At 44.5% G+C, this 12,452-nt stretch carries 15 protein-coding genes, 1 pseudogene and 1 riboswitch; of the genes and pseudogenes, 2 read left to right on the top strand and 14 right to left on the bottom strand.

Annotated elements, in window-relative coordinates:
• Positions 1-45: 45 nt before the first annotated feature.
• A complete protein-coding gene (locus V1467_RS09125) occupies positions 46-585 on the top strand; it encodes a mechanosensitive ion channel family protein (RefSeq protein ID WP_416308479.1) in 540 nt (179 codons plus the stop codon).
• 17 nt (positions 586-602) lie between these two features.
• On the opposite strand, the gene V1467_RS09120 is transcribed toward V1467_RS09125, so the two are convergent.
• The 6 genes from V1467_RS09120 to V1467_RS09095 form a co-directional block, all read right to left on the bottom strand.
• The gene (locus tag V1467_RS09120; RefSeq protein ID WP_416308478.1) at positions 603-950 is read right to left on the bottom strand and encodes a VOC family protein; all 348 of its coding nucleotides are present in this window, start codon (positions 948-950) and stop codon (positions 603-605) included.
• A gap of 48 nt (positions 951-998) precedes the next feature.
• Positions 999-1,733, bottom strand: a complete 735-nt coding sequence (locus tag V1467_RS09115; RefSeq protein ID WP_416308477.1) for a hypothetical protein — start codon at positions 1,731-1,733, stop codon at positions 999-1,001.
• Positions 1,734-1,845: 112 nt separating this feature from the next.
• Entirely contained in the window at positions 1,846-2,499 is a 654-nt protein-coding gene (ribB, locus tag V1467_RS09110) for a 3,4-dihydroxy-2-butanone-4-phosphate synthase (RefSeq protein ID WP_416308476.1), read from the bottom strand.
• 122 nt (positions 2,500-2,621) lie between these two features.
• Positions 2,622-2,794: riboswitch (FMN riboswitch) on the bottom strand.
• Between the two features lie 73 nt (positions 2,795-2,867).
• The gene (locus V1467_RS09105) at positions 2,868-3,749 is read right to left on the bottom strand and encodes a mechanosensitive ion channel family protein (protein WP_416308475.1); all 882 of its coding nucleotides are present in this window, start codon (positions 3,747-3,749) and stop codon (positions 2,868-2,870) included.
• 5 nt (positions 3,750-3,754) lie between these two features.
• Positions 3,755-4,720 carry a magnesium transporter CorA family protein gene (locus V1467_RS09100; protein WP_416308474.1) on the bottom strand — a complete coding sequence of 322 codons (966 nt, stop codon included), beginning with the start codon at positions 4,718-4,720 and terminating at the stop codon, positions 3,755-3,757.
• Positions 4,721-4,817: 97 nt separating this feature from the next.
• A complete protein-coding gene (locus tag V1467_RS09095; protein ID WP_416308673.1) occupies positions 4,818-5,111 on the bottom strand; it encodes a hypothetical protein in 294 nt (97 codons plus the stop codon).
• A gap of 113 nt (positions 5,112-5,224) precedes the next feature.
• Between V1467_RS09095 and fabA the strand changes: the two genes are divergently transcribed.
• Complete coding sequence (gene fabA, locus V1467_RS09090; RefSeq protein ID WP_416308473.1) at positions 5,225-5,743, top strand: 3-hydroxyacyl-[acyl-carrier-protein] dehydratase FabA; 519 nt, start codon at positions 5,225-5,227, stop codon at positions 5,741-5,743.
• Between the two features lie 51 nt (positions 5,744-5,794).
• Here fabA and V1467_RS09085 read toward each other — a convergent pair.
• The 8 genes and pseudogenes from V1467_RS09085 to V1467_RS09050 form a co-directional block, all read right to left on the bottom strand.
• A pseudogene (locus tag V1467_RS09085) lies at positions 5,795-6,018 on the bottom strand (DUF2061 domain-containing protein).
• A gap of 214 nt (positions 6,019-6,232) precedes the next feature.
• Positions 6,233-7,687, bottom strand: coding sequence for a catalase (locus V1467_RS09080; protein ID WP_416308472.1), 1,455 nt, complete (start codon positions 7,685-7,687; stop codon positions 6,233-6,235).
• Between the two features lie 126 nt (positions 7,688-7,813).
• The gene (locus V1467_RS09075; protein ID WP_416308672.1) at positions 7,814-8,491 is read right to left on the bottom strand and encodes a hypothetical protein; all 678 of its coding nucleotides are present in this window, start codon (positions 8,489-8,491) and stop codon (positions 7,814-7,816) included.
• Between the two features lie 32 nt (positions 8,492-8,523).
• Positions 8,524-9,318, bottom strand: a complete 795-nt coding sequence (locus V1467_RS09070; protein WP_416308471.1) for a hypothetical protein — start codon at positions 9,316-9,318, stop codon at positions 8,524-8,526.
• Positions 9,308-9,670: a cupredoxin domain-containing protein gene (locus V1467_RS09065; RefSeq protein ID WP_416308470.1), complete on the bottom strand. Its 363-nt coding sequence runs from the start codon at positions 9,668-9,670 to the stop codon at positions 9,308-9,310. The genes V1467_RS09070 and V1467_RS09065 overlap by 11 nt, the downstream gene beginning before the upstream one ends.
• Positions 9,663-10,994 carry an ATP-binding protein gene (locus V1467_RS09060; protein WP_416308469.1) on the bottom strand — a complete coding sequence of 444 codons (1,332 nt, stop codon included), beginning with the start codon at positions 10,992-10,994 and terminating at the stop codon, positions 9,663-9,665. The genes V1467_RS09065 and V1467_RS09060 overlap by 8 nt, the downstream gene beginning before the upstream one ends.
• Complete coding sequence (locus tag V1467_RS09055) at positions 10,991-11,650, bottom strand: response regulator (RefSeq protein WP_416308468.1); 660 nt, start codon at positions 11,648-11,650, stop codon at positions 10,991-10,993. Before V1467_RS09055 ends, V1467_RS09060 begins: the two co-directional genes overlap by 4 nt.
• Before the next feature lie 61 nt (positions 11,651-11,711).
• Positions 11,712-12,371: a hypothetical protein gene (locus tag V1467_RS09050; RefSeq protein ID WP_416308467.1), complete on the bottom strand. Its 660-nt coding sequence runs from the start codon at positions 12,369-12,371 to the stop codon at positions 11,712-11,714.
• Between the last annotated feature and the right edge of the window lie 81 nt (positions 12,372-12,452).

The following is a 12,452-nucleotide window of genomic DNA, read 5'->3' as shown; positions in this document are numbered from 1 at the left end:
GTAAAATAATACGTCACACAGATTTACCCATATAAGGTTATTGCCATGAACTTGGATTATGTGCTGATTTTACTGGTTGTAGTCGGCTTTTTTATTACCCGACGTTGGCTGAATTTATTATTTACCAAACTGGTCTCGACCAAACAAGCTACTATCCAGCGTAAATTGATGGTTCGACAGCTGGTACTGATTGCTCATTCTGTCCTGTTTCTCATTTTAGCTACCCTGGTTCTTGGCATCGACTATGGACAATTCACCGTATTTTTATCTTCCACATTCGCTGTATTGGGTATTGCATTATTTGCCCAGTGGTCGATTTTAAGTAACTTGACTGCAGGGGTACTGATATTTTTTAATTTTCCTTATCGAGTCGGCGACTATATCAAAGTTGCCAACAAAGATTACGATCTGGTTGGTATTATCGAAGAAATCAGCAGCTTTCATGTGCTGATCCGGCATATAAACGGTGATCTGATCACCTACCCTAATAGCCTTATTTTGCAGACACCGGTAATTAAATTAAGTTATCCACCGGTTAATGAAGATAAAGCCGCATTACCAGCACAACACACCGACAAACCCTAACTAAACTATTCGGTACACTATTCGGACCAAACCGCAAATTCATTGCCATTTGGATCGTTAAACTGAAAACGGCGACCGCCCGGAAAGCTGAAAATAGGTTTGATTACCGTCCCCCCCGCCTGCTCGACTTGTTGCAGGCTTTGCTCCAATGATTCGCTGTAAAGTACAACCAGTACGCTACCATTTTGGGTTTGACTGGTTAAATCAGCCAGATAAAACCCGGCGCCAATACCGGCGTTGGTTACCGCTGTGTATTCAGGGCCGTAATCGGTAAACTCCCAGCCAAAAACCTGGCTAAAAAATGTTTTGGTCTTGTCAATATTGCTTGAGGGCATTTCTATATAGTCAATACTATGATGAGACATAACAAAATCCTTCTATTTGTGAATAATTAAACTGAACTAAGCCTAACATTAGTTTTGCTTTTCTCCAGCTCCGACTTTATCAAGATGTTGTTGTATGTAGGGTTGGAAATCTGGTGTCGCGGTACATTTGATATTAGCTCCCAGCAAGCCGGTAAGTATGGCTGTGGTTTTACGTGCCACGCCGTCGCAATTGGCTTTTTTCTGGATACTTTCTATCAGTTGCTCATCCGCGCTTAATTCAGGGGTTGCGGTTGGCGCGATAGCAGGTGAATTTTGTCGGCGACGAAATTCTGCGGCAGCTTCGGCGGCCATCTGCTGAACTTTAGACTGATTATGCTGGCCGATATGACGGTACGCTTTTTCTATCTGAGTTGAGCTTTGTTGTTCTGCAGGTTCAGTCGAAGGTTTGTCGACATTTCTTGCGATATTTTTCCCGGATACGACGTTATCTTCAATTATTGGTTGTTCGGATACGGTTTCGTCTGCTTGTGGTTGTGTTTTTTCAGTATTTTTCGGCACTTGATCAGCTATCGATTCATCAGGTTTTTCAGGTAAGGCTTTCACGGGCTCCGGCTGTGGTACTGGCGCTGGTTTAGGAGGCGGTGGGAAATACAGCCTGGCTTTAACCACAGGGGCTGAATGTTCTCTATCTGTTTGAATTGTCTCAAAGGGACGATTTAGCAACGCCAGAAAAATCAGATGAACAACAACGGAAAGCACAATCAACCAAATGGTTGAATAGTTAACAGCGACTACCTGGCGTTGTTGCGCTTGTCGTTCCATCTAAACATCAATATTTTTTACAAAAAATAGTAGAGTCAACGTCTGTCAGTTAGTTCCGTTGCCGCTCTACAGACTGAAGAATATCAGTCTGTAGAGCCCTAAATGTTTACTATTAACCCGCTTTTTTTAATTCACGGCTTCGATAGTCAACAATATCCTCAATGGTCAAGACCGGCATTTGATGCGTTTTGGCGAATTCGATAATTTGCGGTAATCGCGCCATACTGCCATCAATGTTGGTCAGCTCACATAAAATACCTGAAGGCAATAATCCGGCCAGTTTCATTAAATCGACGGTACCCTCGGTGTGCCCTCTGCGACTCAATACCCCTCCCGGTTCTGCCCGTAAAGGAAATATATGTCCCGGACGACTCAAGTTATCAGGTGCACAATCCGGGTGGGACGCCACTTTAACGGTCTGCACCCTGTCGGCCGCAGACACGCCGGTTGTGACACCCTGCCTTGCTTCGATTGACACGGTAAAAGCCGTCTGAAATTGACTGGAGTTTTCTGTCACCATTTGTGGCAATTGCAAACGTTTAATATCGGCATCTTGCATGCACAAGCACACAATGCCGCTACATTCGCGGATCATCAACGCCATCTGTTCGACGGTTAAATGTTGACTGGAAAAAATCAGATCACCTTCGTTTTCGCGATCTTCATCATCGACCAGTAAAATACCCCGACCTTCCCTTAGCGCGGTTAGGGCTTTTTCGACACGTTGTGATGCCGTTCCAAAATAATCTTGTAAAGTCTGACTCATGGTAATTTCCTCAATAATAAATAACCAGAATCAGGGCATGTAAAAGCACAAAAAGGCATCCAAACGATGCATTTTTGAAAACGACAAGCATTACGCTTCTACGGATGTAGAAACGGATTTTGTCTTATGCTCTCCCATCCGGACTTTAACCGTCGGCTCTGGAATTGTTTGTCATAAACGCACCAGATCTGCTTGACCCTTTATTATAAAAATAAAGGCGCTCGCGGGCTGATTAGTTATAAAAGTTCACTAAATTACCGCCGGTGGGGAATTTCACCCCGCCCTGAGAATAAAACACAATGTTGTAACCCAAACAGGTTACAGACGAATATTACCTGAAGGAGTGCAATCTCAGCAAATGTTGGTAGTTACAAATCATCGCCTTGAGGCACTATTGGTTGGCTTAACTGACTGGATTTAAAATGCAAATCCCGTTGCGGAAAAGGAATCTCAATTTTATATTTTCGAAGCGCATCATCAATTGCCCATAGATAATCCGAATAGAGTGACGTTGGACGCTTGACCTGCTCTGGATGTACCCATACGCCAAGGGTAAAATGCAAAGCGCTATCACCGAATCCGGTCATCCACACTATCGGATCATGCCCTTGGGTGGTCAACGTATGTTTGACTGCATTTGCCGCTTCCAGTACTGCAGTACGGACCAGCTCCTTATCGCTACCATAGGCCACACTGAAAGGTATTCTGAAACGGCGGATATTTTCTTCCAGCGTCCAGTTGGTCAACATGCCGTTGGCTAACTCTGAATTAGGTAGCAGAATATCTACGTTATCGTTGGTGCGGATCAGGGTGGCGCGCATATGAATTTCGATAACCTCACCCACCAGGCCCGAATTCAGTTCAATAAAATCACCAACCTTGACACTTTTTTCCAGCAGGATAATCAATCCGGAGACAAAGTTGTTCACCACTCCCTGCAAGCCCAGGCCGATACCAATACCCAATGCACTGGCGACCAACGCCAGCTTACCTACATCAATTCCTAAGCTGGAGACCGCAATCAATAGCCCAATGACCAGTATTACATAATGTAATATGCGATTTGCCACATAAAGTTGGGCTTGTGCAGTAATTGCACGCCCTCGGCCAATCCGCAGCAGGGTGCGACGCATCATGGCCGACACAACAAAAGTCACAATAACAATAACGAGTGCGGTGACCAGTTGGCTCAATGCCAGGCTGTATTCACCCACTTTAAACAGTTCCTGCTCCCACCAATCTTTTGGCATACCACTTACATCCAGCGCCGACGTTTGAAAAATGACAATAGCCCAACGGCGACCACTGCCATCACCCCCAGAAGAATAAAATAGCCGTATTTCCACTTAAGTTCCGGCATCATCTCAAAGTTCATTCCGTATAGTCCGGCCAAAAAGCTCAGCGGCACAAAAATGGCGGTAATCACGGTTAACACCCGCATCGTCACGTTAAGTTGGTGAGAACTGATAGATAAATAACCGTCCAGCAAATCGCCACACAGCTCATAATGCATTTGTACCAGGGTGTACAGACGCTCAAATCGATCTTTAACATCAATAATTTCATGAATATGTGCTTCGGTAATCAAAGCGCTACGCACGCCCTGTTCAGTATGCAGGCTGTCACTGATCCCGCAGTGATAACTAAATATTCGGCGCAATTTAACCAGTCTGGAACGATAGGAAACCAGCTCAGCCATCATCTGATCATTACCCCGCTGTAAAAATGCATCTTCCAAATCACTGAGCTTATTCTCAAACTGTAAAATTTGTTCGAGGTAGATTCCTGCAGAGGTATGCATCACCTTCAATGCTACATGCAAGGGACTATCTATCAGCAATGAATTATCCATTGCCCATACTTTTTCAACACCTTTTGAATGACCATGACGTACCGTAATTAACTTGTTGTCCGAAATAAAAAAAGCTAACTGCAAATGTTCGATATCCAGATCATTTTCAATCGCCAGTACGCCACGGTAAAGAATAAAAATATGTGAGTCGAACAACTCAATTTTAGGGGGATGCCGATCTCGTAATGCATCTGCGATAGCCAGAGGATGACAGCCTTGTTCGATTAAAAACTGCTGTACTGCCTGCTTGTCTGTCAATTCCACATCAATCCAGATTTTAGCACCCGGCAGGCTAGTGGCTTTTTCGATAAGCTCTTCCCCACCCAGGCTGATTTGGCCATTGATTTCCATCAGCTGCGTTCTGACCATATTATTATTCTCCATCAAGAGTTAAACGTTGCTGACCGTATATTTCAAGGTCAAAATATAACGCAATTACAGACATGCTTGCACATTGCTATTTACGTTAGCGACCATGATCTTTGAGCCACTCATTTAACAGCTTTATCTGTCCGCATTTGTAAGCTGCATAAGTTATGCGTAACGCGTTGGATAGCAGTTCACTGTCGGTCCAACCTGATTTATCCGCCAGATCCTGATAACACTGTTGCGCTTCAGGTGTCACGTAGCCGCGTAATTCTTTTTTACCTTTAAGCTTTTGTCTGTCTCTATATCTGCGTTGCTTTTCGGCATTCGCATTCAATTTTTTCACCGGTTCTTCCTCCCACCGTGAAAATAATCTGTAATAATTATCTTGCATCATAACTTTTGCTCAACAATGTTCAAAATATTTAAAATTAATCACTGTTCAGAGTTGTTTAGCGTACAAGTGTTCGCTAAATTACCGGTTCAAATTTTCTGGTGAAGTTATTTATGACATTAAAGCAAAACAGTTTTAGCAAGGAAGACCTTTTACGTTGTAGCCAAGGAGAATTATTTGGCCCCGGCAACAGTCAGCTGCCCGCCCCTAATATGCTCATGATGGATCGTATCGTCGAGATCAGTGAGACAGGCGGTTTACATGGCAAAGGATATATTCTCGCTGAACTGGATATTAACCCGGACCTATGGTTTTTTGATTGCCATTTCCCTGGCGATCCGGTGATGCCAGGCTGCCTCGGTCTTGATGCCATGTGGCAACTGGTCGGATTCTTTCTGGGCTGGTGCGAGGGCCCCGGCAAAGGGCGAGCCTTAGGTGTTGGTGAAGTGAAATTTACTGGCCAGATATTGCCTACAGCCAAAAAAGTGACTTACAAAATTGATATGAAGCGGGTAATTAAGCGCAAGTTGTTTATGGGCCTGGGTGACGGAACAGTCGCGGTCGATGGCCGCGTTATCTACCAGGCCAACGATCTTAAAGTGGGGTTATTTCAGGATACCAGCAGCTTTTAATCACTCACCGAGTTTTATCATTCAATCGCGCCGCTCACTTGAGCGGCATTTTTATTGGTGTAAAGGACACCTTAGTGAAATCGGATTCGGGCCATTGAGTTGCCGGGAATGCTCAAAGCGCAACCAGATCTTTTCATGGAAATAATATCCGACACTATTCACCAGGGCTCAACTAATGCGATAAGCCCGCCAACTGCCCAGTCACCAGTCAACAGGTAGGCCACTGTAAAAGCAATAGTGAAATGCATAAGGGTAAAGGTCAGTGATTTAATCATAATTCGGTATCCATAATGGCTAACTTGCTATAATTGATAATAGTTCTTATTTAGCTTTAAGGATAATTGTTTGTACACATCGTGTTGATTGTTTTTATCAATAATAAGGGTCAGACAAACCATTATACGGATTGGTATTAGACAGAAACGAACAAAAAACTCGGGCACCAGGCCCGAGTTTTACCATTACGACGGAAGCTTATCTGACCAATATTTAGGCCAGAGCAGATTGAATCATACTACCGTACTCTTTATCTGCTTTGCTAAATTGGACAATCATACGACTTTTAACCGTATCGGTTGCCATCGACAGACCTTCAACAATATTACTGACTAATTGCTGCTTCTGATCCTGACTCATCAATCTGAACAAGTCTCCTGCCTGAGTATAATAATCCTCTTGTGACTGATCGTGATAGCCGATCCAGGCATTTTCCAGCCCAGGCATAGGTGGAGCAGCTACCTGCCTATCCGCAACAGGTGCGCCCTGCTCTTGCTGATCATTAGGGTAAAAATTGACTTTATCATGCTGGTTATTTTCATTGCCAAATGCCGGGCACATTCCTGCAAATGCGCCATCTCGCTGATAATGATTAACCGGACAACGAGGTGCATTTACCGGAATTTGGTTAACATTGCCGCCAACTCTGTAGCGATGCGCGTCCTGATAGGCGAGCAAGCGTGCCTGCAACATTTTGTCTGGCGAAGCGCCAATGCCCGGCACCAGATTACTGGGGGCAAAAGCTGCCTGCTCGGTTTCCGCAAAATAGTTATTCACATTACGGTTAAGCTCCAACTTGCCAATTTCAATTAACGGATAATCCTTGTGTGACCATATTTTGGTTAAATCAAAAGGATTGACCTTGTAATCCTGTGCCTCAGCTTCAGGCATAATCTGCAATTTAACCGTCCAGCTGGGAAATTGCTTGTTGTCAATCGCCTCGACCAAATCCTGCTGTGCACCGAACGGACACTTGCCGGCCGCTTCTTGGTTGGTAAAAGTTTTGATGCCCTGGTCAGATTTCAAGTGCCATTTTACCCAGAAACGTTCGCCATTGCGGTTCCACAAACTCAACGTATGTGAGCCAAAACCGTGCATATGGCGGTAGGATGCCGGTATACCGCGGTCAGACATCAAGATCGTCATTTGATGTAAAGATTGTGGATGATTAGCCCAAAATTCAAACATTCTGGCAGGGTTGGGCGTATTGGTTCTTGGATCCTTTTTCTGCGAATGAATAAAATCGGGAAATTTTATCGGGTCGTTGAGAAAAAACACCGGCGTATTGTTTCCCACCAGATCAAAATTACCTTTGTCTGTATAGAACTTTACCGCAAAGCCTCGTGGATCGCGGGCATAATCACTGGAGTCCTGGCCACCACCCACAGTTGAAAAGCGCACAAATACATCCGTTTTATCGCCTACTTTCTGTAAAAATGAGGCAATGGTGTAATCTTGTAAACTCTTGTTTAAGGTAAAAGTGCCATAAGCACCAGTCCCCCTTGCGTGCACTACCCGCTCGGGAATGCGTTCTCGATTAAAGTGGGCAAGCTTTTCGAACATATAATGATTATCAAACGTCAGCGGGCCTCTGGAACCTGCACTAATACTGTTGTTGTCATCGGCAACTGGTGCGCCGGAAGATGTTGTCAGAGTTGTTTTTGTCATAACCTTTCTACCTTTAGTTGACTGCGATTCTGAATGGCGAAAATAATCTGCAACAAAGGTAGTGGATTATATTGGATTGTTAAAATCGTATTATTTTATAAAATTGATAGGTATTACCTATAAAAGCTAAAACTCCCATTCCAGCGAAAAACGTAAAGTATGATCTTTGCTATCGCCGTTCAGTCCGGCAATAAACCCCAATTCCCATTTCAGCTGTTTACTGCCTTCATAACGGTGTACCCCCATAAAAGCAGGGCCTAATCCGACAAAATCTTCGCCTGTATACAGCTCAATGGCTGGCTGTAGTTCAGGGATCCAGCGATAGCGATATTTTAATCTGAATTCGGATTCCATTTCGTTAGCAATATCGTTACCCCATTCATAGATCATTAGCATATTCAGCGTCAGGCTGGTATGAGTGAACTCTTTTTCAACCAGCAAACCTGCCGACGCTTCCCAATTATCCCGTTGATGCTCTTTTTCCACTTCAAATAGCACCCCCCAGTCTGCCCAGTACTGCCCTTGTTCGGTCAGCATCCAGCGAGTTTCAATTTCGTAACCTTGCAAACCGAAATCATCGGACTGGTCGCGCTCAAAGACCAGATATCCTTCCACACTCACCACGTCAGATAGCGCATATCCGTAAGCCAGACGCTGGGACAGCACATTGCCATTATCATTTTGTCTTGAGGTAAAACGCCATTCGAGTTCCCGTTCGTTTGCTAGCACATAGGGATGGTAGACTTTATCCACTACCGCGCCGTCAGCAAGGGCGGGCTGCGCTGATATCAGAGATACCAACAACCCGAGCGGATAAACTGTCTTTAACCTTAACTTCACTGTCTAACCTCCATTACTAAAGTGGTTCGATGTTGATATCTATTGAACAGATAAAGGCCCGTAACCGGAAACAACAGGCCGCCAGCATAAAAAATTACCTGATAGAGATTGGGCGCCGCTTCATAACCAATTAACGATCTGAGAAAATGGCCTATCACCGAGTTGTCTGCGATCCCGTCGCTGCTATCCCACAATGGGGCTGTTTGCGACAACCAGTCGATTTGGACCAGTAAATGTGTCGCCTGGGCCGCTTGACCAGCGGAAAACACCAGTAACATCAGAAGTTGCACAAACACACCGAACCGGTTCATCATCCAGATTGCAGCGAAAAACAGTAGTGTCGCGACACTCAGATTAATTCCCAACCCCAAAACACCGCCTAACACCAAAGCTTGAGCCGCATTGGTTTGAGACCAGTAGCCCATAAAAAACACCAAAAAATTGGCGCCACAAACCCAAAATACCAACGTCATCATTACTGCAGAGCACAGCGCTAATTTAGCTGTGTAACGTGCTCCTGCCTGCTGTAAAAAAGCGTATCCGACAGAAAGTAAATAAATACAAAAATGCAGGCTAAATAACATCACTTCCATGCCTGCTCCGTCAAACCATTCGCTGATTAAGCCTATCTGGTTGATCAATACAACCGCCCCTAATAATCCAAACGGCAAACAGAAAAACAACCATCTTAGCCTGACTTGCAGGTATTCACTGGCAGCAAGCAACAGACTCATCAAAATAAACACTGGCAACACGTCACGCAAAAACAGTACAACAGTATTAATTAACATTACCGTTCTCCTGCTGCCGGGTTGCAATGACAACCCCTTGCGCCGTATTGGGATTAAATTCCCCCATAAACGGATATTCGCCCGCCTTTAACGGACCAATGTAAATCGTCACTTTACGTCCGGCAAAAATGACTTTTTCGCGGTTCAACGAGAAACTGTCGAATTCCTCCGGGGTATCGTCATGGTTGTGAATAATCAATTTTACTTTCTGGTTGGCCGGCACCCTGATGCTGGCCGGATAAAACAAATGATCACGGATATGTAGCTCAAACGCCTGTATCGCAGCGTGGCTGGGAGCTGACATTAATATCAATAACCCAAGCGCTGAATAGACTAACGCCGCCCTAATCATTTTTATCAACCTTTAGTGAGGGGAAACACACTTTAAATTCCAGCCCTCCCAGTAGTGCGGAACGTCCTAAATGTAATGTGGCATGATGCAATTGCGCAATATGCTGGACAATAGCCAGACCCAATCCACAACCGACAATTTTAGAATCGTGACGATCGCCTCCTACCCGATAAAAACGCTCAAACACACGCTGATACTCGTTTTCTGCAATCCCTGGCCCGGAATCTTCGATGCAGATGCAGGGTTGTTGGCCAACTTGCTGAATTAACACCCTGATTTGGCCCTGGCGGGGACTATATTTACTGGCATTACTAATCAGGTTCTGCAGCAAAATACCTAGTGCAAACTCTTCACCCTGAACCACAACCGCGTCGCCATCCAATTCGATAGTTTGTTGTCGTTCAGCGATTTCAGGATACAGGCTGGAAATGATCTTCTGGGCCAGTTTGTTTAAATTAATCAAACTAAAGTTGGCGCTGAATTGATCCGGGCTGGTGCGATTGAGCAGTAAAATTTGATCAACCACATGGCTCATTCTTTCCACGCCCTGTTCCAGATAGCTCAGATTGCTTTGTTCAATACCTTTGCTGTTCAGCTCAAGTACCAGATTATGAGTATTGATCTTTAACACGCTCAGAGGGGTGCGTAATTCATGGGCAGCGTCTGAGGCAAAACGTTTTTCTCTTGAAAACGCGGCGTCCAGTCGGGCAAACAGATTATTCATGGTTTCCGTCACCGGTTTTAATTCATCCGGTGTATTGGGTAAATGAATGGGCGCAAGATCATTGGCTTTTTTATCTCGCAACGCGCCGGAAAGCGTTAATAGTGAACCTAAACCACGTTTAACCACCATTGAAATAACCAATGCCAGCAACGGAATACTGAATATGAGCGGTGTAACTGCGGCAATAACCAGATTTTCAGCCAGCTCAAAGCGGTGGCTGACAGGTTGTGCTACCAGCACCCATCGCTGGTTTGGGCGATGCTCGATAGCGTAGGTTCGCCATCGTTGCCCCAAAAAGTTTTCTTCCCGAAAACCGCGCTCAAATAAAGTTAACCTGTCCTCTGGTGCATTCTTGCTGCGCATAATCAATGCATCATTTTGCCAAATCTGAAACGCCAGATTCGCTTCATCATCAAGCTCGGCAACTGGCAGCAGACTGTCTATCGATATTAACGTTTTGGCAAGCGACTTCAGTTCAGCATCAAATAACGTGGTCGCTTTGGACATACTCGAATTGTAACCCTTGATCGCGGCAGCAAAGGTAATCAAGGTAATAGACGCGAGTAAAAAAAGTACCAGGTAACGATGGATTGAGTTCATGCTTTATTCACAGAATAACCAACACCGCGAATCGTTTTAATAAACTGGGGAGGTAATTTTTTACGCAGATTATGAATATGCACCTCAATAACGTTGCTGGCGATCTCTTCTCCCCACTCATACAACTTGGACTCCAGTTGCTCACGTGACTGTATTCTGCCGGAATTTTCCATCAAAGCCTTTAGCACCATATATTCACGGCGTGATGCATCAACTTGCTCACCGTCCAGCACAACCGAATGGCTAGCGGTATCCAGACAAACCTGACCAATTTCAATTAAAGACGAACTTGCAGTCCCCAAACGCCGTTCAAACACCCGTAAACGGGCAAAGAGTTCTGAAGGTTCAAAGGGTTTAACCAGATAGTCATCTGCACCATAATCCAGCCCCAATATCTTGTCCTGAGTCGAATCACGGGCAGTCAGTACCAGCACCGGAATGGTTTTCTTCTGTTTACGTATTGTTTTTAAAACGTCAATGCCGTCGATATCAGGCAAGCCGAGGTCGAGTATAACCATGTCACATTCTGCCACTACGGTAGCATGCAACGCGTCTTTACCATTCTCGACCAGATCAACGGCAAAGCCTTCCATTTTCAGTGACTGCTTGAGTCCTTCAGCCAGTTGACGATCATCTTCTACCAGTAAAATGCGCATCACTACATCTTTTGTTAAGGTTTAAGTTGCTGTTTATACACATTAAGATAGCTAATTTCAGCTACTTTTGTGCGTGATCTTTATCTAACTTGGCAAGCTGCTGATTGGCTAATTGTAGACGGGATTGCTCGGCAATCTTGATACTATCTGCTGAATGAACTTTAGATAGCATAAAATGCAACCTGGCTTGCTCAAATAATTCATTATCATATAAAAACTGGGCGTAGTAATAATGTGCGGCAGCATCATTTGCATTGTTCTGCAACGCTTTATCAAATAATCGTTTAGCCGTTTTGTCACTGCCAAACGAGAAAGGCCAGGCGGGAACCTGATGATATAAATTGGCCAAACAATAGTAAGCCATCCCGTGCATGGCCTGATCATCAATCTGAATCGCTTTTTCCAAATCATGCCGGGCAGCTTTGGCCAACTTAAGTAATTGTAATCCTCCTGCCACTTGTGAGTAACTGGCATTGATCAAGCCACTCATCAGCCAGACTTCGGCTTTATCATTGTTGTTTTGCAACAATTGGCCAGTGACTTGCCTAAGTTGTTCAAATCCGTCTTTTTGCGCCTGTCCCTGTAACTGAAAGGTCACTTCAGCCCAAGACTGATGAAGTTGCCTAATCTGCTGTTGATAGTTTTCCATAGCCTGGCTGGGCCGAATAATAAAGCCAAGCATAAGTACAACAACATAAGTGAAAACAGATCGAATATTCATAAAATACAGCTTTTCATTGTGACGGCATTGACGACAATAACCTTGATTGACTGCATTTTAGGTTGCAAACCTTAATTTGGT

Origin of the sequence: Neptunicella plasticusilytica (assembly GCF_047922965.1) — a bacterium.
Taxonomy (GTDB): domain Bacteria; phylum Pseudomonadota; class Gammaproteobacteria; order Enterobacterales; family Alteromonadaceae; genus Neptunicella; species Neptunicella plasticusilytica.
This window is presented reverse-complemented; position numbering and strand designations above follow the sequence as displayed.